Annotated in this window: 20 protein-coding genes; 7 read left to right on the top strand and 13 right to left on the bottom strand. The window is 64.5% G+C overall.

Going from position 1 to position 19,927, the window contains the following annotated elements; genetic code table 11:
* Nucleotides 1–11: 11 nt before the first annotated feature.
* The 3 genes from BM190_RS28175 to BM190_RS28165 form a co-directional block, all read right to left on the bottom strand.
* Entirely contained in the window at nucleotides 12–1,304 is a 1,293-nt protein-coding gene (locus BM190_RS28175) for a TRAP transporter large permease (RefSeq protein ID WP_092260916.1), read from the bottom strand.
* Nucleotides 1,295–1,846 (bottom strand): TRAP transporter small permease, encoded by a 552-nt coding sequence (locus BM190_RS28170; protein WP_092260914.1) that lies wholly within the window; start codon nucleotides 1,844–1,846, stop codon nucleotides 1,295–1,297. Before BM190_RS28170 ends, BM190_RS28175 begins: the two co-directional genes overlap by 10 nt.
* A 65-nt stretch (nucleotides 1,847–1,911) precedes the next feature.
* A complete protein-coding gene (locus BM190_RS28165) occupies nucleotides 1,912–2,883 on the bottom strand; it encodes a TRAP transporter substrate-binding protein (protein WP_092260912.1) in 972 nt (323 codons plus the stop codon).
* A 291-nt stretch (nucleotides 2,884–3,174) separates the two neighbouring features.
* Between BM190_RS28165 and BM190_RS28160 the strand changes: the two genes are divergently transcribed.
* Complete coding sequence (locus BM190_RS28160; protein ID WP_092261203.1) at nucleotides 3,175–3,951, top strand: cyclase family protein; 777 nt, start codon at nucleotides 3,175–3,177, stop codon at nucleotides 3,949–3,951.
* Nucleotides 3,952–3,961: 10 nt separating this feature from the next.
* On the opposite strand, the gene BM190_RS28155 is transcribed toward BM190_RS28160, so the two are convergent.
* The 3 genes from BM190_RS28155 to BM190_RS28150 form a co-directional block, all read right to left on the bottom strand.
* The gene (locus tag BM190_RS28155; RefSeq protein ID WP_092260910.1) at nucleotides 3,962–4,690 is read right to left on the bottom strand and encodes a Crp/Fnr family transcriptional regulator; all 729 of its coding nucleotides are present in this window, start codon (nucleotides 4,688–4,690) and stop codon (nucleotides 3,962–3,964) included.
* A gap of 273 nt (nucleotides 4,691–4,963) precedes the next feature.
* A complete protein-coding gene (locus BM190_RS41640) occupies nucleotides 4,964–5,092 on the bottom strand; it encodes a hypothetical protein (RefSeq protein ID WP_283806129.1) in 129 nt (42 codons plus the stop codon).
* A gap of 79 nt (nucleotides 5,093–5,171) precedes the next feature.
* A complete protein-coding gene (locus BM190_RS28150) occupies nucleotides 5,172–5,885 on the bottom strand; it encodes a helix-turn-helix domain-containing protein (RefSeq protein WP_018319258.1) in 714 nt (237 codons plus the stop codon).
* A 153-nt stretch (nucleotides 5,886–6,038) separates the two neighbouring features.
* On the opposite strand from BM190_RS28150, the gene BM190_RS28145 reads away from it, so the two are divergent.
* Nucleotides 6,039–6,356: a c-type cytochrome gene (locus tag BM190_RS28145; protein WP_092260908.1), complete on the top strand. Its 318-nt coding sequence runs from the start codon at nucleotides 6,039–6,041 to the stop codon at nucleotides 6,354–6,356.
* A gap of 6 nt (nucleotides 6,357–6,362) precedes the next feature.
* On the opposite strand, the gene BM190_RS28140 is transcribed toward BM190_RS28145, so the two are convergent.
* Genes BM190_RS28140 through BM190_RS28130 form a run of 3 tightly spaced genes read right to left on the bottom strand, consistent with a single transcriptional unit; the run spans nucleotide 6,363 to nucleotide 9,376 of the window.
* Nucleotides 6,363–7,466 (bottom strand): ABC-type transport auxiliary lipoprotein family protein, encoded by a 1,104-nt coding sequence (locus BM190_RS28140; RefSeq protein ID WP_092260906.1) that lies wholly within the window; start codon nucleotides 7,464–7,466, stop codon nucleotides 6,363–6,365.
* A 3-nt stretch (nucleotides 7,467–7,469) separates the two neighbouring features.
* Complete coding sequence (locus BM190_RS28135) at nucleotides 7,470–8,237, bottom strand: ABC transporter ATP-binding protein (protein ID WP_018319256.1); 768 nt, start codon at nucleotides 8,235–8,237, stop codon at nucleotides 7,470–7,472.
* A gap of 2 nt (nucleotides 8,238–8,239) precedes the next feature.
* The gene (locus BM190_RS28130) at nucleotides 8,240–9,376 is read right to left on the bottom strand and encodes an ABC transporter permease (RefSeq protein ID WP_092260904.1); all 1,137 of its coding nucleotides are present in this window, start codon (nucleotides 9,374–9,376) and stop codon (nucleotides 8,240–8,242) included.
* Between the two features lie 174 nt (nucleotides 9,377–9,550).
* Here BM190_RS28130 and BM190_RS28125 point away from each other — a divergent pair, with 174 nt between their 5' ends.
* Together BM190_RS28125 and BM190_RS28120 are read left to right on the top strand one after the other, a co-directional pair.
* On the top strand, nucleotides 9,551–9,826 hold the full coding sequence (locus BM190_RS28125) for a hypothetical protein (protein ID WP_092260902.1): 276 nt from the start codon (nucleotides 9,551–9,553) through the stop codon (nucleotides 9,824–9,826).
* Nucleotides 9,827–10,315: a hypothetical protein gene (locus BM190_RS28120; RefSeq protein ID WP_092260900.1), complete on the top strand. Its 489-nt coding sequence runs from the start codon at nucleotides 9,827–9,829 to the stop codon at nucleotides 10,313–10,315.
* 11 nt (nucleotides 10,316–10,326) lie between these two features.
* Here BM190_RS28120 and BM190_RS28115 read toward each other — a convergent pair whose 3' ends face one another.
* Together BM190_RS28115 and BM190_RS28110 are read right to left on the bottom strand one after the other, a co-directional pair.
* Entirely contained in the window at nucleotides 10,327–13,020 is a 2,694-nt protein-coding gene (locus BM190_RS28115) for a bifunctional acetate--CoA ligase family protein/GNAT family N-acetyltransferase (RefSeq protein ID WP_092260898.1), read from the bottom strand.
* 66 nt (nucleotides 13,021–13,086) lie between these two features.
* Nucleotides 13,087–13,926 (bottom strand): universal stress protein, encoded by an 840-nt coding sequence (locus BM190_RS28110; RefSeq protein ID WP_092260896.1) that lies wholly within the window; start codon nucleotides 13,924–13,926, stop codon nucleotides 13,087–13,089.
* A gap of 194 nt (nucleotides 13,927–14,120) precedes the next feature.
* On the opposite strand from BM190_RS28110, the gene BM190_RS28105 reads away from it, so the two are divergent.
* Both BM190_RS28105 and BM190_RS28100 read left to right on the top strand, forming a co-directional pair.
* On the top strand, nucleotides 14,121–15,653 hold the full coding sequence (locus BM190_RS28105; RefSeq protein WP_092260894.1) for a bifunctional aminoglycoside phosphotransferase/ATP-binding protein: 1,533 nt from the start codon (nucleotides 14,121–14,123) through the stop codon (nucleotides 15,651–15,653).
* Nucleotides 15,654–15,678: 25 nt separating this feature from the next.
* A complete protein-coding gene (locus BM190_RS28100; protein ID WP_092260892.1) occupies nucleotides 15,679–16,650 on the top strand; it encodes a CHAD domain-containing protein in 972 nt (323 codons plus the stop codon).
* Here the strand turns inward: BM190_RS28100 and BM190_RS28095 are convergent.
* Nucleotides 16,647–18,497, bottom strand: coding sequence for a PHA/PHB synthase family protein (locus tag BM190_RS28095; protein ID WP_092260890.1), 1,851 nt, complete (start codon nucleotides 18,495–18,497; stop codon nucleotides 16,647–16,649). The genes BM190_RS28100 and BM190_RS28095 overlap by 4 nt on opposite strands.
* Before the next feature lie 213 nt (nucleotides 18,498–18,710).
* Between BM190_RS28095 and BM190_RS28090 the strand changes: the two genes are divergently transcribed.
* Nucleotides 18,711–19,439: a CBS domain-containing protein gene (locus tag BM190_RS28090; protein ID WP_092260888.1), complete on the top strand. Its 729-nt coding sequence runs from the start codon at nucleotides 18,711–18,713 to the stop codon at nucleotides 19,437–19,439.
* A gap of 25 nt (nucleotides 19,440–19,464) precedes the next feature.
* Here the strand turns inward: BM190_RS28090 and BM190_RS28085 are convergent, their stop codons facing one another.
* The gene (locus BM190_RS28085; protein WP_092261202.1) at nucleotides 19,465–19,923 is read right to left on the bottom strand and encodes a RidA family protein; all 459 of its coding nucleotides are present in this window, start codon (nucleotides 19,921–19,923) and stop codon (nucleotides 19,465–19,467) included.
* Nucleotides 19,924–19,927: the final 4 nt, after the last annotated feature.

The raw sequence follows: 19,927 nt of genomic DNA, 5'->3' as shown, positions 1-19,927 counted from the left end.
TCCTGTAGCTGCTAGCCCTTGTAACCCATCAGCAGGCGGGGCAGCCACAGCGAGAATGCAGGGACGTAGGTCACGAACATCAGTGCTGCGATCAGCGCGGCGTAGAACGGCAGGATGGTGCGCATCACCGCGCCCACCGAAATGCCGCCGATGGCGCAGCCCACGAACTGGGTGGTTCCGACCGGCGGGGTGTTCAGCCCGAGGGCGCAATTGATCAGCATCAGCATGCCGAACTGCACCGGATCCATGCCCGCCTTCATCGCGATCGGCAGGAAGATCGGGGTGCAGATCAGAATGGTCGCGGCCATGTCCATGAACGTGCCGAGCACGAACAGGATGACGTTGATGAGCAGGAAGATGACCCAGGGCTGCGTGGAGACCTTGCTCATCAGGTCGCCGGCAAGGTCCGCCACCTCGTAGAGCCCCATCAGGTACTGGAACATGGTGGAGACGCCGATCAGCAGCAGCACCACGCCCGTCGTCTTCACCGCCTTGGCGGCGGCGCGCAGGAAATTGTTCCAGGTCATGGTGCGGTAGATGAAGAACGTCAGCAGCATCGTGTAGGTGACCGCGACGGCCGCAGACTCGGTTGCCGTGAAGACGCCGGACAGGATGCCCGCCAGGATGATGCCGACGATCAGAAGACCCGGCAGCGCGGCCGCGAGCGAGCGAAAAACCTCAGCCCAGCCCGGAAACTTGCCGGCCGGATAGCCGCGCTTTACCGCGACAGCGTAGGCGGCGACCAGCATGCACACCATCAGCACGATTGCCGGCAGGAGGCCTGCGGCGATCAGCGCGCCGATCGAGACCTTGCCGCCGGCTGCCAGGGCATAAATGATCATGTTGTGGCTGGTCGGCATCAAGGCGCCCACCAGCGAGGCGTGGGTCGTGACATTGACCGCGTAGTCGGTGTCGAACCCCTCTTTTTTCATCATCGGGATCATCACCGCGCCCATCGCCGATACGTCGGCCACCGGCGAGCCGGAGACGCCGCCGAACAGGGTGCAGGCGACCACGTTCGACATGCCGAGCCCGCCGCGGATGTGACCGACGAGATTCTTGGCGAGCTGCACGATCTTGTCGGCGACGCCGCCATGCAGCATCAGCTCACCGCTGAAGACGAAGAACGGGATGGCAAGGAACGAGAAGATGTTCATCCCCGACATCATCTGCTGGAAGATGACGGCGACCGGCAGACCCTCGTAGAGGATGGTGCAGATCGCCGAGAGACCGATCGCGAAGGCGACGGGGACGCCGAGGATCAGGAAGCCGAAGAAGGTGGCGCCGAGGATGATCAGTTCCATGAGGGGACGACCTCTTCGCCGCGCAGGAGAGCAATGATGTGCTCGATTGAAAAGGAGACGATCAGGACGCCGGAGGCGATCAACGGGACATAGCGGATGACCTCGGGCAGGCCGAGATTGGGGATCTTCACGGTCCCGACGGATGCGCCGAGAATCCAGCCGTTATAGGCCATCGCGACGCCAAACCCGGCCACCAGGACGTGGATGACGAGCTCGATCTTCTCGCGCGCGTGATCCGGCAGCATCACCAGAAGGCTGTCCATCCCGATGTGTCCGGCATCGCGCACGCCAACGGCGGCGCCGATCAGCGTGACGTAGAGGATGAGAACCAGCGCAAGGTTCTCCGTCCAGGTCGGGCTCGAATTGAGCACGTAACGACCGAACACCTGGTAGAACACGACGGTGACGATGAGGAGCAGTCCGCTCACGGACAGATACATGCCCAGGCGCGCGACGACGGCATTGACGCGCGAAAGCAAGCCGGTCGCCGGGCGTGCCACGACTGCCCCCTGCTCGTGATCTGCGACGTGTGGGTCTGTCATTCCCGCGTCTCCTTGCGAGGGTCCGGTGTCGCCTTCGCGGCAACGCCGGACCCGACGCTGTGGTGTTACTTCGTGTCCTGGATACGCTTGACGAGGCCCTGCAGCTTCTCGTCGCCTGCAAACTTCTGGTACACCGGCTTCATCGCATCGACGAATTCCGCCTTGTTGGCGATCGTCACGACCTGAACGCCGGCGGCCTCGACGGTCTTGCGGGACGCCTGCTCACGCTCGTCCCAGAGCTTGCGCATGACGGGAACCGATTCCTTGGCCGCCTTGCGGACCATGGCCTGGTCCTCCTTGCTCAGCGTGTCCCAGACCTTCTTGGACATCACCAGGACTTCGGGCGCCAGGGAGTGCTCGGTGATGTTGTAGAACTTGGCGGCCTCGAAATGGCGCGACGACTCGTAGGAAGGCCAGTTGTTCTCGGCAGCGTCCACGAGGCCGGTCTTGAGCGCAGTATAAACCTCGCCATACGGCATCGGCGTCGGGTTGGCGCCGAGGCTCTGGATCATGCCGACCCACAAATCGGACTGCTGAACGCGGATCTTCAGACCCTTCAGGTCCGCGAGCGACTTGACCGGCGCCTTCACGGTGTAAATGGACCGGGCGCCGCTGTCGTAATAGGCAAGGCCGACCAGGCCTGCGGGCTCCATGGCCGCCAGGATCTCATCGCCGATCGGCCCGTCGAGGACGGTGCGCATGTGCTGGGTGTCGCGGAAGACGAACGGCAGGCACAGCGCGATGGTTTCCGGCACGAAATTGTTGAGCGGCGATGCGTTGATCCGCATCATGTCGAGCGCGCCGATCTTGAGTTGCTCGATGGTGTCCTTCTCGGAGCCCAGGGCTCCGTTGGGAAACACCTTTACGCCGAGCTTGCCGCCGCTCGCCGCCGCGAGCTGCTTGCCCATGAACTTGACGGCCTCGACGGTCGGGTAATCTGCGGGATGGACGTCGGCGGAGCGGAAGTCGCGTGCGGTCGCCAGCGGCGCTGAGAGCACCAATGCAACGGCTGCGATGATACCGGTGAGTGTCTTCATCTGGGCTTCCTCCTGGGTTGATTATGTCGTTGTCGGCAGGCTGCACGCCGCCTTGGGTCGCTCCCCTTCAGGTGTGAAGTCAAGCGCCAATGTCGTCCCTAGGGCGCGCGGCATTCCATGTCCAAGCCAAATCCGGCATTGATCGATGCAGCAGTTGCATCGATCAATCTGGCGCAATTCGCGTCGTTGTGGAAGCGCCGGGACGGCTTGCGTCGCCGGCACGTGACTTGACGCGACCAAGACAGGCCCCTCAAGATGTCCGAAACAGCGGACTATCTCGAAGGAATGCCCATGCCGCGGAAGCTGATCGATATCTCGGTGCCGCTCAGAAACGACGTGACGGCCGATCCGCCGGGCAACCATCCGACCATCCAGTATATCGATCACCAGCAGGGCCTGCCCCGCATGCTGCAGTTTTTCGAGGGCCTCAAGGCGCAGGATTTGCCCGATGGCCAGGGCTGGGCCGTCGAGCAGGTCTCGCTGTCGACCCATAACGGCACCCATCTCGATGCGCCCTGGCACTTCCATCCGACCATGAACCGCGGCGAGCGGTCATGGACGATCGACGAGGTGCCGCTGGAATGGTGCTTTCAGCCCGGCGTGAAGCTCGACTTCCGGCATCTGCCCGACGGCTACGTGGCTGGTGCCGACGACGTCGAGAAGGAGCTGAAGCGCATCGGGCACACGCTGTCGCCGCTGGAGATCGTGGTCGTCAACACCAGCGCCGGCGCCAAATTCGGCAAGGCCGACTACGTCAATTCCGGCTGCGGCATGGGCTATGAAGCCACCATGTATCTGCTCGAACGCGGGGTGCGGCTGACCGGCACCGACGGCTGGAGCTGGGACGCGCCGTTCCTCTACACCGCGAAGAAATATGCAGAAACAAAGGATGCCGGCCTGATCTGGGAAGGCCACAAGGCGGGACGGCACATCGGCTATTGCCATCTCGAGAAGCTGCACAATCTCGACCAGCTGCCTTCGACCGGCTTCACGGTCTCATGCTTTCCGGTGAAGATCGAACGCGCCTCTGCGGGCTGGACCCGCGCGGTCGCGATCATCGAGGATTAAGACGGAGCGACTACTCGCCGTCGAGACCGCTCTCGGCGAGTTCGCGCAGCGCATCCGTATCGAGCACGACGATGGCGCCGTGCTCGAGGCGAACCCAGTTGCGGCCGGCCCAGGCGCGCAATTGCTTGTTGATGCTCTCGCGCGTCATCCCCACCATCTCGCTGATCTCCTGCTGGGTGATGGCGAGCGTGCCGCTGCCGGAGTCGAGCTTGCGCTCCTCGGTGAGACCGAGAAGTGCGCTCGCCAGCCGGCCCGGCAGATTCTGGAGGATGACTTGCTCGACCTGCTGGCTGGTCCAGCGCAGACGGGCGCAGAGCAGCTCGATGAATTTCATCGCGAGCGCCGGCTGACTCTTCACGAACGGCAGGAAGTCCCGGCGATCGATGATGTAGAGCTCGCAATTGGTGTTGGCGGTCGCATCGGCCGACCGGGGAGCGCCGTCGAGCACCGCGATCTCGCCGAAGATTTCTCCGGGACCGATCAGATTGAGAATGGCGTTCCGTCCATCGGGCGACGAGGAGGAAATCTTCACTGTCCCCGTGATCACCGCGAACAGGTTGTTGCCCGGATCGCCCTTGGCAGCGATCGTCGCGCCGCGCTTCACGGTGGTGTGCTTGGCGTAGCGGCAAAGCTGATCGAGCGCTTCCGGCTCCAGATCCGCGAAGATCGGGTGCTTGCGCAGGACCGATAGTTTGTTGCCCGCCGACTGTCGGGGGTCGCCGGTCTTGTCCTGAGGCACGCCGCGGGGCTCCTAAGACTGCGAGGCACTGAGGTTCCTGCGTAGTCAACGTTATCAGGCTTTTCAACCGGAAAGCACCCGCGCGTTTTGTGGCAAATGCCGCGAAAAGGCCGCGTTCAAGCCGAAAGCCTGCATCCGAAGGCTGCGCCGATGCGGCCCGGTCGATGCAGAGTTGCAGGCAGCGCAAGCCGCGCTTGCGTTGAGGCGCTGGCGAAGGCCAAGCCGCCGAGCGTCGGCGGTTGGCGGGTCTGAGCGGATCAAGACCTCAGGAGGTCAGCGCTTGGAATCCGGATCGAGCCGGCCTGCACTGGTTTGCCGGTCTGCCCAGGCCAGAGCTGCGGCGAATGCGACGAAGATCGCGACGACGACGATGGTCACCAGCAACGCATCAGCGGGCATCATGCACCTCCCGGATTGTTGGAGCATTATTTGCTGCAGCCGCCCGGTGTCATTGATCGAGATCAAAAATTTGGACGGACTATCAGGCTGCGGCCAGCGCCTCGGCACGGGCAGGATCGAGCAGGCTGATGCCGCCGTGAATGATCTCGATCACACCGTGACGCTCCAGCTTGGTGAAGGTGCGACTGACGGTTTCGATGGTCAGACCTAGATAGTCGGCGATGTCCTGACGGCTCATCGGAAGCGGAACGGTGTCGGACAGCCCCTTGAGCGCGACCTGCCGTTCCCGCCAGCCGAGCAGAAAGGTCGCGACCTTCTCGTCGGCCGAGCGGCGGCCGAGCAGGACCATATGGTCGCGCGCCTGGCTCAATTCGCGGATAGCCAGCTCGTTGATCCGCCTGAGTAGAAGCGGCCGGTCTTCGATGAATCGGCCGAACGGCGCCTTGGCGAACTGGCAGACGGTCACCGCGCCGATCGCATCGGCCGAAAAATTGTGCCGACCCGATATGTTCATCCCGAGGAAATCGCCGGGCAAGGCAAAACCGACGATCTGCCGCCGGCCGTCGGGCAGCAGCTTGTACAGCCGCATGACGCCTTCGAGGACGTTGTAGAACGAGGTCGTGATGTCCTCCTCGGAGAACACGGTCTCGCCGGAGTCAAAATGAACGCGGCGTCCGAGATGCTCGAATTCCCTGAGCTCGGCCGCATCCAGCGACGAACAGACCGCCGCTCCACGTACGGCGCAATCGCTGCAGAAATGGCCGTTCGGCTCGATCGTGACCACGGAAGGCTTCATCCACCGCTCCCCGCGCCGGCTGCTCCCGACACCAGGCCGAGTCCACCGCGCGGGTGCATTTTACTGCACTGCGCCAAAGCCAATTGACAGAGATCAAATTTGAGCGGCATCCCCGTCATATTCTGCGTCCAGAGTTCGACGGGATCATTTTCCATGCTGCAAGCCGCCCTGCGTCACGGCCTGATCGGGCTACTTCTGATGATGCCGGCGCTGGCGGCCCCGACCGCCGAACAGCGCGGCAAGGCCTTCGCACGGGCCAATTGCGCACGCTGTCACGCGATCGACCGAGTCTCCCGCAGTCCGCTCGAGCGCGCGCCTCCGCTGCGCACGCTGCACCAGCGTTATCCGATCGAGACCCTTGGTGAGGCGCTGGCCGAAGGGATCTACACCGGTCACGACGACATGCCGGCCTTCGAGCTCAGTCCGGACCAGATCCACGATCTCCTGTCCTACCTGAAGACGCTGGAATAGAAGGCGTCACACCGCCTGCACGCTCCACCCGATCAGCTCCTTGGCGATGCGGGCAAAGGCCGCATCGAAGGCGGCGACTGCAGCGGCCGGCTCGACCTTGTCGAGCTTTTCGCTGGTCTCGACCAGTCGGGATGCCACCACCTTGCCGTTCTTGTCGACGATCCGCGCCGACAGTTCGATCTCCACCCGTGCCTCGCCCTCCGTGGCGATCCGAAAGCGCCGGATGTCGATCAGGAGCTGGTAATCCGCCTGACCGAGATCGCTCGTACGTAGCGGGGCGTGGGCGATGTCGTAATTCTCGAAGCTGTCGATCAGGCGCGCCTGCACCAGTTTCGGAATGCTGTCGGCCCAGAGAAAATCCGCAAAACCCGGCCTGTCCCCGACGGGCGCGAACAGCATGCGCTGGGTCTGCAGCATTGCGACCGCGGTCGGCTCGGGAATGGCCAGGGAGGCGGAGAGCGTCTTGCCGGCCGGCCCAAGATTCTTCGGCGTACGCAGGTCGTAGGTGATTTTCTGCACGGGCGTCCCACCGCCGGTCATCTTCTCCAGGCCCGCAATAATGCCGTCGAGCTTGCCGGTGTTGCGCGCGAGCCCGTCGGAGAACGTCTTGAAATTCGCGATGGTGTCCTTCAGTGGGCCCGAATTGTCCTGGAGCACCGTGTCGACCCGCCGCAGCGCATCGCGCGCCGCCTGCGTCATGCTCTGGCCGGCGCCGGCCTCCGCGATCAAGGTCACGGGCTCGCCTGCTTTGGCGACGATCGCGCCGCCCTCCAACGTCACCACCGGCACGCCGGTCAGGCCCTGGAATTCGAGGCCGACCCTGGTGTCGGAACGCACCGGGGTGGCGGTCGCAACCGAGATCGTCGCATTGACGAAGCGCGGGTTATCCGGCGCGAGCCCGAGCTGGGTCACCTCACCGACGCGGATGCCATTGAACAGCACGCCGGCGCCGACCAGGAGGCCTGGGACCGGCCCCTGGAATTGCACATGGTAGTTCGTGCGCGGCCCGATGCCGCCGGTGTTGTTCAGCCAGTAGACGAAGCCGAACACCGCGAGGATCGCGGCCAGCACGAAACTGCCGATCAGCACGTAGGGAGCGCGGGTTTCCATGTCTCATCTCATCTCGTGTTGCAGCATCTGCGAGCGCTTGCCGTGGAAATAGGCGCGCACCCAGGGATGCTCGGATTGCAGCAATTCGCGCATCGGGCCGATCGCCACGATCTTGCCGTCGGCGAGGGCGGCGACGCGATCGCAGACCGTGGTCAGGCTCGCGAGGTCGTGGGTCACCATGAACACGGTCAGCCCCAGCGTCTTTTGCAGCGTCGTGATCAGCGCGTCGAAATCGCCGGCGGCGATCGGATCGAGGCCGGAGGTCGGCTCGTCCAGGAACAGGATCGGCGGATCGAGCGCGAGGGCGCGCGCCAGCGCCACGCGCTTGGTCATGCCGCCCGACAGCTCCGCCGGATATTTGTCGGCGTCCTGGGCGCGCAAGCCGACCATCTCGAGCTTGGCGATCGCGATCTCGTCCATCAGCTCCTGCGACAGGACGAGATTCTCGCGCAAGGGAAACTGGACGTTCTGGCGGACCGTCAGCGAGGAGAACAGCGCGCCTTGCTGGAACAGGATGCCCCATGTCGTGGCGGCGCCGCGGCCGTGGCCGCCGGTGGGCTGCCCCATGACCTCGATGGTCCCACCTTGGCGCGGGATGAGGCCGATGATGGTGCGCATCAGCACCGACTTGCCGCCGCCGGACGCCCCCACCAGCCCGAGAATCTCGCCGCGGCGGACGTCGAGGGACAAATGGTCGAGCACGGTCTGGCGGCCGAATCCGACCACGAGGTCACGGACGCGGATCGCGAACTGGTCCTGCGATGCGTCCATCGTCACATTCCGATCGAGGCAAAGAAGATCGCGAACAGGCCGTCGAGCACGATCACCAAGAAGATCGACTTCACCACCGATGTCGTCGTCTGCCGCCCGAGCGATTCCGCGCTGCCCTTGACCCGCAATCCCTCGCTGCAGGCCACGATCCCGATCACCAGCGCCATGAACGGCGCCTTCAGGATGCCGACTTCGAAATGGGTGACTGAGATCGCCTCGTGCAGCCGGGCGATGTAAATCGCCGGCCCCATGTCGCCATAGAACTGCGCGACGAGACCGCCGCCATAGAGCGCGGCGATCGATCCGAGGAAGGTGAGGATCGGCAGCGCAATGACCAGGGCCGCAACGCGCGGCAGGATCAGGACCTCGACGGGATCGAGCCCCATGGTCGAGAGCGCGTCGATCTCCTCGCGCATCTTCATCGAGCCGAGCTCGGCAGTGTAGGCGCTTCCCGACCGTCCCGCGACCATGATGGCGACGATCAGCACCCCGAGCTCACGCAGCACAAGGATGCCGACCATGTCGACGGTGTAGGATTCCGCGCCGAACCTGCGGAAGTGGAAGAAGCCCTGCTGCGCGATGATGGCGCCGATCAGGAAGGTGATCAGCGCGACGATGGGGATCGCCTGCCACCCGATGCGGTAGAGCTGATACACTAGCGAGGTCAGCCGCAGCGAACGCGGCCGGCGCAGCACGCCGATCACGGCCATGAACAATGCGCCGAGCATCTGGAGGAAGATCGTGATGTCTTCCCGCGCATCGGCCGTGGACTTGCCAAGATCGCCCAGCCTCGCCAGCACCGGATTGGGCGCAGCCGTCGGGGCCGGCGTGTGGCGGTTGACCTGGCGCACCTCATCCAGCAGCCCGCTGAAATGATCGGCGACGCCGACGAATTCGGCCGATCTGCCCGATGTTGCGGCCCTGCGCGACAATTTTTCCAGGACCCAGGCACCGAGCGTGTCGAGCGCACTGACGCCCGACATGTCCAGGGTGACGACGCGCGAGCGATCGACGTCGGCACCGACCGACCGGGACAATGTCTCGAGCGTGACCACATTCGCGGCGGTCCAGGGCCCTTCGGGGCGCAGGTTCAGCACGTCGCCGGATGGCGTCGCGAGCAACAGCGGTTCGTGGTTCACGCTTCCACCTCATCGGGACAATCGGTCCCCATTCAGACGGTATTTCTAGGCCAGCATATGGCGGCCGGCTTGACCTGTCTCAAGACCCGGACTGCGGCCACCGCTTGAGGCAAATCAAGCGCGAACGCACAGGTGCGCCTTAGGCTCGCTTTCATTCAATGGGGGTAAGAGTCCATGTTCGACAGCGACAGGATGAGCGAAGAATTGCGGGCGCTGAAGGTTGACGTCACACGCTTGCTGAGCACCGCCGGCGAGGAGATGTTCGAGAGCTCGAAGGACCGCGCCGAGGCGCTCGCCGATCAGATCCGTGCCGCGCTGACCGAACTCGGCGAGACCGTGGACGAAGAGCAGGCGCAGCTCCAGGGTCTCATAGCGGAGCGTCCGATCACGTCGCTCGCCTCCGCCTTCGCGCTCGGCGTCGTTGTCGGCTTCATGCTGAGGAGACATTAGGTGAATACCGAGAATGTGGTCAAACATCTACGCGCGCTGTGGCGCACCGACAGGATCATCGCGGACATCAGGCTGCGCCATCTGCTTGTTGGCCTCGGCTTGCGTGCCTTTGCGGCGCTGATCGCGGCGTTCGGGCTGCTGATGCTGGAGCTGTCGGCCTATTTCGCGCTGGTGCAGATCTGGAGTGCGATTGCCGCGGCGGCCATCCTCGGCGCCGTCAATTTCGCCATCGCGGCCGCTCTCTTCGCGATCGCCGGCCGGGCTCCGTCAGGCCGCGACATCGAGCTCGCCAACGAAATTCACGACACCTCTATCGAAGCCCTTCAGCTCGAGGCGCGTGCGCTTCAGGCCCAGGTGTCGGGCGCGGTGCATCATCCGCTCAGCACGATCGTGCCGGTGCTGGTGCCCTTGATCGCGATCATCATCAGGAACCTGCGGACGGCGGCCAAGTCATCCGCCTCAGCGAATTCGGCTGAAGCGCGCTCCTGAAGCAGGCGCGCTCAGAGCCTTAATTTGACGTCGCAGATATCGGGCTCGGCCGGATCGGGCTTGACCTCGAAGCCGAGCTGCCGGCACATTTCGAGCATCACGGTGTTCTCCTTGAGCACGTCGCCCGAGATGACTTTCAGCCCCTCCGACTTGGCGTAGTTGATGATGAGCTGCATGAGCGCCCAGCCGAGCCCCCTGCCCTTGAGGTCGGACCGCAGCAGGATCGCGTATTCGCCGCTCTCGTAGATCGAATCCGAATGGAGCCGGACCACGCCGACCATTTCGCCGGTGGCCTCGTCGAAGGCGATGAAGGCCATCGCGCGCGCATAATCGAGCTGGGTCAGGCGCGCGATGAACTCGTGGGTAAACTCCTTCATCGGTGCGAAGAAACGCAGGCGAAGGTCGTGCGGCGTGACGTGACGCAGGAATTCGTGGATGGTCGGCTCGTCCTCGGGGCGCATGGGACGCACGAAGATGCGCCAGTCATCCTTGAGCTTGAGGCGGCGCTCCCATTGCGAAGGATAGGCGCGAACGGCGAAATTGGCCGGGCCGGAGCCGACAAACTTCCGCTGCGGCGGGCCGACCGCGACGCGAGCGTCGACCGCGGTCACGCCGGTTTCGTCCGCCAGCAGCGGATTGATGTCGAATTCGCGGATCTCGGGAATGTCGGCCGCCATCTGCGCCAGCTTGACCAGCACCATGGCCACGGCGTCCTGCTTGACCGCCGGCACATCACGATAGGCTTTTAGCAACCGTGACACGCGCGTGCGGTCGATCAAATCGCGGGCGAGCTGCAAGTCCAGCGGCGGCAGCGCCAGCGCCTTGTCGTTGATGATCTCCACCGCCGTGCCACCGCGGCCGAACACCACGACGGTGCCGAAAGTGGGATCGTCGGCGAGGCCCAGAATCAGCTCGCGCGCCTTCGCCTTGACGACCATCGCCTGGACGATGACCCCGCCGATGCGGGCCTCGGGCCGCAGCTTTCTCGCCCGGGCGAGGATATCGGAGGTGGCGGCTCGCACGGCCTCCGGCGTCGTCAGATTGAGCACGACGCCGCCGACATCGGATTTGTGGATGATGTCCCGCGACATGATCTTCAGCACCACGGTGCCGCCCTGCGCGAAGATTTCCTTCGCATAGGCCACCGCCTGCTCGACATCGGCCGCCGCATAGGTCGGCACCATCGCGATGTCGTAGGCCTCGAGCAGGTGCTTGATCTCGACAGGCTCGAGCCACTCGCGGCCATCAGCAATCGCGGCGGTGACAATCTGCCTCGCCCCCCTTGCATCCGGTACGAACGTATCGGGCATCGCGGGAGGAACCTGGCTCAGCTCCTCCACCACTTCACGGTGCCGGACCAGATGCATGAATCCGCGCACGGCGTCGTCCTCGGTCGGATAGTTCGGCATACCGGCACCGGAAAGGGCCTGAATGATGTGCTGATCGGCACCGACCCAGGCCGCCAATACGGGCTTGGCCCATCGGCGGTGCTGCTCGCGATATTTGCCGACGATCTCGGTCACGGTCGTGGCGATATCGGCGGCCGAGGCGATCGCCGTTTGCACGTTGAGGACCAGGACCGCATCATTGTCGCGATCGGCCAGCAGCACCTCCAGCGCGGCCGCGTAGCGCGAGGCGTCGGCATCGCCCACGATGTCGACGGGATTTGCACCGGACCAGGTCGGTGGCAGCGCCGCATCGAGCGTCTTGCGAGCCTCCGCAGAGATGGTCGCCGGAATTCCGCCGAGCTCGACCAAGCGATCGACGGCGAGGACGCCGATGCCGCCACCGTTGGTCAGGATGGCGAGACGCTTTCCCGTCGGAGATTCGACGCGGCCGAGCGTCTCGGCGCAATCGAACAGCTCACGCAGATCTGAGACGCGCAGGACACCCGCGCGGCGGAACGCCGCGTCATAGACCGCGTCCGCGCCGGCGAGCGCGCCGGTATGCGTGGCGGCCGCCTTTGCGCCCTGCGCCATGCGGCCGGATTTCACCACGACGACGGGCTTTACGCGTGCGGCGGCACGCGCCGCCGACATGAACTTGCGCGCATCCTTGATGGATTCGATGTAGAGCAGGATCGCACGGGTCTTGTGATCCATCGCGAAATAGTCGAGCAGATCGGCGATATCGACGTCGATCTGATCGCCGATCGAGACGATGCCGGAAAAGCCGACGCCGCGCTGCGCAGCCCAGTCGACCATGCCGGCAGCGATCGCGCCCGATTGCGAGATCAGCGCGAGGCTGCCTGCCCCCGGCATGTGTGCGGCAAAGCTGGCATTCAGGCTGACCCCGGGCATCATGATGCCGAGGCAGTTCGGTCCGATCAGCCGCATGCCGTATTTGCGGGCCGCCGCGATTGCAGCCTCGTGCAGAGATCCCGGTCCGTGGCCGAGCCCGGCCGAGACGATCAGCGCGCCCGCCGAGCCGCGACGCCCGGCCTGGTCGATGATACCGGGAATCTCGCGCGCCGGCGCGGTGATGACCACGAGCTCGGGCACGAAGTCCAAGCCGTCCAGGTTTTTCACCGCGGCGACGCCGCCGATTTCGGCATGGCGTGGATTGACGAGGCCGAACCGCCCCTTGAATTCGGTCTTGTGGATGTTTTCCAGAACGGCGCGTCCAACGGAGACCGGACGGGCGCTCGCGCCGACGAGCGCAACCGAACGCGGCGCCAGCAGATTGTTGAGACGATAGGTTGACATGAAAGCAAATGCGCCGGATCAGCGGCGGTTCCGATGGTTGACGATCAGGCTGGGAAGATGGCGAGCCTAGTGCGAGATCATAACCCAGCACGGTGGCTGGCCAATGACGGTCTTTGTCACACCGCCCCACACGATCTCGTTCAGGCGTGAATGATGGTAGGCGCCCATCACGATCGCATCCATGCCGTGGGAATTCGTCCAGCTTCCCAGCACCTTGCCGATCGAGCTGCCGTTGCCGGTCACCGTTTCGAAGGAGGCATAGACCCCGTGTTCCCTGAGATGATCGACGAGAGCCGCGCCGGATTGCACGACTGCGTCATCCCTGTCTTGCGTTACCGTCACCACACGGACCACGCTGGCAGCCTGAAGAATCGGCAAGGCGTCGCCGACCGCACGCGCAGCGCGGGCAGAATGATCCCAGGCGATCATGACGTTCTCGAATTCCGGCCGCAACTGCTCCGCATGCTGCTCCGGGCAGAGCAGCAGCGGCCGCCCGGATTCGAACAGGAAAGTTTCGATCATGTGCTCCGTTCGGCTGTCGTGCGGCTTCACGGGAAACAGCGTGAGATCGCTGAAACGGGCATGCTCGGCCAGGATCGCCGCGATCTCGTCCGCCGGCACCTTGCCCGTTCGGCTCTGGGCGCGAATGTTGGCGCGGGACGCCGCATTGGTGAAGGCATCGAGGAGCTGCTTCGTGTCGTTCGCCTCACGCGAACTGACGGCCTCCGCGGAATCGCGGTCATGAGGCAGCATCACTTTCGGCCGCTCGAAAACGTCTTCCTCGAGCGCGAGCGCCGTGATCCTGGCGCCGAGGTCGGCGGCGACGGCCACACATTTCTCGATCGCAACCAGGGCCGATCCGCGCGGCTGGCCGACAAGCGGCAGAAAGACATCCTTGATGGGCATCGGGATTCTCCTTGGCCGCCACAATAGGCCGGCTTTGGTCGAGAGGCTTGATCCTCGTCAAGCCAAGAAAACGTCGTCCAGTCCATCAGTAACTGGCGTTAACCGACGTCAAGGACTGGCCGCGATCTGCTTCTAAGGATTACCTTGGTCGGCGGACGGGCCGCCTTCCGACGCATCTGGATGTGCCAGCGGGAATGACAAACGATTCTGCGACCCAGGACCGGATCTTTGCGGCTCTAACCGATTCTGCCGTGCATCCTGACGTGAGGCGGATCGATACGCACGCAGCTTCCGTGTTCCTCGACGGCAAGCGCGCGTTGAAGATCAAGCGCGCCGTGCAGTTTCCCTTCCTCGATTATTCGACGCTCGAGAAGCGCAAGGCGGCCTGCGAGGAGGAAATCCGGATCAACCGGCCGCTGGCGCCGCAGATCTACCACCGGGTCGTGGCGATCACCGAGGAGGCGGACGGCTCGGTGCAGGTCGACGGTCCCGGCCGGCCGATCGAGTATGCGGTGGAGATGGCGCGCTTCGACGAAAACCGGACGCTCGATCATCTGGCAAAGGCCGGCCCGCTGGATGCAGCCCTTGCCTCGGCTGCCGCCGACGCGATCGTCGCTTCCCACGGCGCGGCGACACGCGCCGACGGCGACGCATGGGTCGCCTCCATCCCCGCCCTGATCCACGGCAACAGTCACGGCCTGCGGACCGGCGGCCATTTCAACGCGGCAGACGTCGACAAGCTAGGCAAAGCCTCCCACGAGGCATTTTTGCGTGTTCGTCCGCTGCTCGCAGAGCGCGGCCGTCAAGGCTTCGTGCGCCGCTGCCATGGCGATCTGCATCTCGCAAACATCGTTCTGATCGACGACCGGCCGGTGCTGTTCGACGCCATCGAGTTCGATGCGCAGATGGCAACCGTCGACGTGCTTTACGATCTCGCATTCACGCTGATGGACCTGTTGCACCACGATCAGCCAGATGCGGCCAACATCGTCCTGAACCGCTATCTCGCCGTGACGCCGGCCGACAATCTCGACGCGCTCTCGGCCCTGCCGCTGTTGATGTCCATCCGGGCGGCGATCCGCGCCCAGGTAGCCCTGGCACGGCTGAAGCCGCCGCATTCCGATGACGCCGGCATCCTTGACCAGGCACAGCGTTATTTTGACCTCGCCAGGACGCTGCTCCATCCTCCCGCCCCGCGCCTGATTGCGGTCGGCGGCCTGTCAGGCACCGGCAAGACGGTTTTGGCACACGCGCTCGCGCCCGTCGTCGCACCCGCCCCGGGAGCCGTCGTGCTGCGCAGCGACCTCGTCCGCAAGCAGATGTTCGGGGTCGAGGACACGCACCGCCTGCCGCCGTCCGCCTACACGCCGGAGCACGCCGCCCGCGTCTACGCCACGCTGGCTCAGCATGCCCGGCGGGTGCTGGCGCAGGGCCATTCGGCGATCATCGACGGCGTATTCGCCCGCGAGGACGAACGGGACGCGATCGCCACACTGGCGCGGGAGCGCAATGTGCCCCTGAACGGCCTGTTCCTGGTTGCGGACCTCGCGACCCGGCAGATGCGGATCGGAAGTCGCCGGGGAGACGCATCCGACGCCACGCAAGAGGTTGCTGCGCAGCAAGAGCACTATAATATCGGTCACGTCGGCTGGGCGACCATCGATGCATCCGGGACACAAGCGCAGACGCTCCAGAACTGCTGGGACGCGATCGCTGAAAGCAAATAAGGCAATCTGATTGGCGCGGACAAAGATGGCGCGACCCACCACGACCTCGACGGCCGTTCGCGCCACGCCGGCGGCGCGGCGCAATGCCCTGCCCGGCCGCCTCAGCCCCGGCATGGCCTGCGATACGGCGTTCCGCATCATCGCGCGCCGTCACCTCGATGCCGTGCTCGCCCAGCATGACGGCACCTGCCGCGGCGATCCCGACGCGCTGCACCAGATCCGGATCGCATTGACGCATCTGCGAACAGCCATCCGCTTCTTCTCGCCGATAGTCGACGACGCCCTTCGCCCGAAGGTCTGGACCGAGCTAAAATGGCTGAACGGTCAGCTCGGCATGGTACGGGATCTCGACGTGGCGATCGAGCGGATCGTCGCCGAGAGTGGCGACAATCTCGCGGTGGTCGCCGAGCTTCAGTGTTGGGACGAAAAGCGCGCCGAGAGCCACCGCCTGCTGGCGCGCGCGCTGCAATCCGCGCGGTATCGCCGCCTTGTCGAGCAGACCTCGACCTGGATCGAGAGCGGCCCCTGGTCGACCTGGCGCAGCAAGGAAGCCATACGATTGCGCCGCTGCACGCTCGCCTATCACGCGACGGAGCGGCTGACCGAGTGGGAAACGGCGCTGCTCAAGAAGGCGCGAAAACTCCGCAAGCTCGACGTCGAAAAACGCCACAAGCTGCGGATTCTCAACAAGCGGCTGACTTATTCGATCGAGTCGCTCCAGGACCTGTTCGCCGATGAATCGCTGACGAAACAGAAATCCATCCTCAAGAAATTGCGCAAAGCGCAACGGTCGCTCGGACGATTGAACGACGATGCGCGGGGACAGGCGCTGGCGGCGTCGTTGAACGGCGCCGGCCTCGAAGCCGGCAATCGATTCCGCAACCGCAAACGGGAAAAGAAGCTGTTGCGGACGGCGTCAACGGCCTACCGCAAACTGGACAAGACCAAACCCTTCCGCTCCTCGGACCTCGCACCGAATTCCGAGCCGGAGGTTTAAGTGTTGACGTAGTCCCCTGGCGCATCGGGCAGGCCGGGAGCGTCTCCAAGCCCGATCGGTGGCGGATCGCAGGGCGCACCGGAGCGCGCCGCCAGCCATTTGGTCCATTCCGGCCACCACGACCCTTCAACGCGCGGAGCCAGCTTCAGCCACTCGTCCGCACCGACATAGGGCGCGTCCTCGGCCTTGCTCAGCACTTGATAGCTGTGGCCGGGCTCGTCGGGAGGCGCGACGACGCCGGCATTGTGACCGCCGCTGGTCAACAGGAACGTCACGTCGGCATCGACCTGATAGTGAATCTTGTAGACCGATCGCCACGGCGCGACGTGATCGGCCAGCGTGCCGACCACGAACATCGGGGCGTGAAGATCGGACAGCGAAACGTTCCTGCCGCCGACGTGATAGCGCCCGCCGGCCAGATCGTTGTCGAGGAACAGCTTTCGCAGATATTCCGAATGCATGCGGTAAGGCAGCCGCGTTGCGTCCGCGTTCCACGCCATCAGATCGCTCGGTGGCGCGCCCTCACCCATCAGATAGTCCTGCGACAGCCGCGACCAGATCAACTCGTTGGAGCGCAGCAGCTGAAAGGCGCCGGCCATCTGGGTCGTGTCGAGGTAACCGCGCTGCCACATCATGTCTTCGAGAAAGGCGACCTGGCTCTCATTGATGAAGAGCGTCAGCTCTCCGGCCTCGGTGAAGTCTGTCTGGGCGGCAAGGAGAGTAACGGTGCCAAGGCGCTTATCACCGTCGCGCTCCATCGCGGCGGCAGCGATCGACAGCAATGTACCTCCCAGACAATAGCCGAGCGCATGGGTCTTCCGACCCGGCATAACGCGGCCGATCATGTCCAGCGCCGCCATGACCCCCAGCCTGCGATAGTCGTCGAAGGCGAGATCCCGATCCGTCGCATCCGGGTTGCGCCAGGAGATCGCGAACACGGTGAAACCCTGACCGGTCAGATATCTGACCAGCGAGTTCTGCGGCGAGAGATCGAGGATGTAGTACTTCATGATCCAGGCCGGCACGATCAGGATCGGCTCTGGTCGCACCTGCGCCGTGGTCGGATGGTATTGGATCAGCTCGATCAGCGCGTTACGGTAGACGACCTTGCCGGGCGACGCCGCCACCGACCTGCCGACCACAAACTGCTCGCCGTCCGCCAGTTTCGAGGCGGACAGCAGGCGCATCAAGTCACTGCACCAGTTCTGCCAACCGAAGACAAAGTTCTCGCCGCCGCTCTGGAACGCCTTCTCCAGGACTTTCGGATTTGTCGCCGCGAAATTCGACGGCGCCAGCATGTCAAGCATCTGGCGCATCGAGAACTCGACAATGGCCTCATTGGCGTGCGACACGCCGCGCACGCCGGTCGCCGCATCCCGCCACCAGCGCTCTGTGAGCAGAAATGCCTGCGCCAACAGATTGAACGGCGCGGTCTCCCATTGCGGTCCGCTGAAGCGGCGATCGCGTCCCTGCGGCTGGATCACAGACCACGGCTTTTGCTCCGGTGACGCCGCGTGCGCGGCGGCTTCCGCCAGCCGGCCGGTGTCGCGCAGAATGCTGCGGACAATCTCCATCTGGCGCTGCGGCGCCGCAGCCAGATGCGAACTCCAGTCGAGCCAGGCCAGCGACAAGGCCAGCGGCGAAATCCCGCCTGTGAATCGCGCCAGCATCGCGTGAAATGCGCGGTCGAGAGGATATGGCTCCGATGCAGGCGGCGGATCGGCGGCAGGCATTCCGGCGGGTGTTTTGGGGCTCACCGTCGAGGCTTCGGGAGCAGCGACGGGATTGACGGGAAGAGCCTGCGCCGCCGGCACTTCGGCCCGTGGAAAGATCTGCACGACGCTCATGGCTCAATGTTCCCGAGGGGCTTCTGGTCTAGGTCGGCAGCAGGATATGACGAGGCTTCGCAGAGGCGTTGAGCTGCATCAAATCCGGGGCGCGGATCACGATTGCTTAATCAGGACGGACGGGCCTCGTCCGATTGACCTGAGTCAAGCCGCACCCTGATGTCCGCGCTAGTTTTCGCGCATCGAATTTCGATAGAGCCAGCGGAGTTGTCCATGCGCGCCCACCAGATCATGACCCGGTCGGTCATCTCGGTTACCCCCGACACAAGCATCGTCGAGGCGGCAAATATCATGCTGAAGCGGCATGTCAGCGGTCTCACGGTGGTCGACGATACCGGCAAGCTGGTCGGCGTCGTGTCGGAAGGAGATTTCATCCGCCGCAGCGAAATCGGCACCGGGCGCAAGCGCGGACGCTGGCTGCGGTTCATCCTTGGTCCGGGCAAGTCGGCCAGCGATTTCGTCCACGAGCACGGCCGCAAGGTCGCGGAGGTGATGACCGACACGGTCGTCACCATCACGGAGGATACGGCGCTCGCCGAGATCGTCGACCTCATGGAGCGGAACAACGTGAAGCGGCTGCCGGTGGTGCGCGGCGACAAGGTCGTCGGGATCGTATCCCGCGCCAATCTGCTGCAGGCGGTGGCGGGGCTCGCCCGCGAAGTGCGTGATCCGACGGCGGATGACGACCACATTCGCAGCCGCATCATCGACACCATGGAGAAGAACGACTGGTGCCCGTTCGGGCTGAACGTCATCGTCCGCGACGGCATCGTTCATCTCAGCGGCGTCATCACCGAAGAGCGCACGCGGCAGGCCGCGATCGTCGCAGCCGAGAACGTCGATGGCGTGAAGAAGGTGCACGACCATCTGTGCTGGGTCGACACCATGTCGGGCGTCTATCTGAACTCGCCCGAGGACGACGAGCTCGCCAAGGCCAGCTGACAAGGCCAGCTGAACCGGACGCGATTCAGCGTGGAATGACGGCGGTGGCCTCGATCTCGACGCGCGCCGCCTTCTCCACGAGGCGCACCACCTGCACCAGCGCCATCGCCGGGTAATTTGCGCCGAAGACGGCACGGTAGACCTTGCCGAGCTCCTTCAGGTTGGACAGGTACTCGTCCATGTCGACGACGTACCAGGTCAACCGCACGAGGTGCTCGGGCCTCGCGCCTGCCTCGGCCAGGATCGCGGCGATGTTGCTCAAGGTCTGGTGCACCTGTGCGACGAAGCCGTCAGCAAGACGCTCTTCGGCATCCCAGCCGATCACCCCGCCCGTGACGACGATGCGCCCCTCAGCGGCCATGCCATTGGCATAGCCCTTCGGCATCGGCCAGCCCGACGGCTGGAGCACCTGCACCCGCGAGCGGGTGTCATCCTCGGCTGGTGTCGGCAGCACCGCGAGTTGCGGGCCTTTCGGCGTCGTCACGGAC

Origin of the sequence: Bradyrhizobium sp. Rc3b, assembly GCF_900114915.1 — a bacterium.
Lineage (GTDB): Bacteria > Pseudomonadota > Alphaproteobacteria > Rhizobiales > Xanthobacteraceae > Bradyrhizobium.
This window is presented reverse-complemented; position numbering and strand designations above follow the sequence as displayed.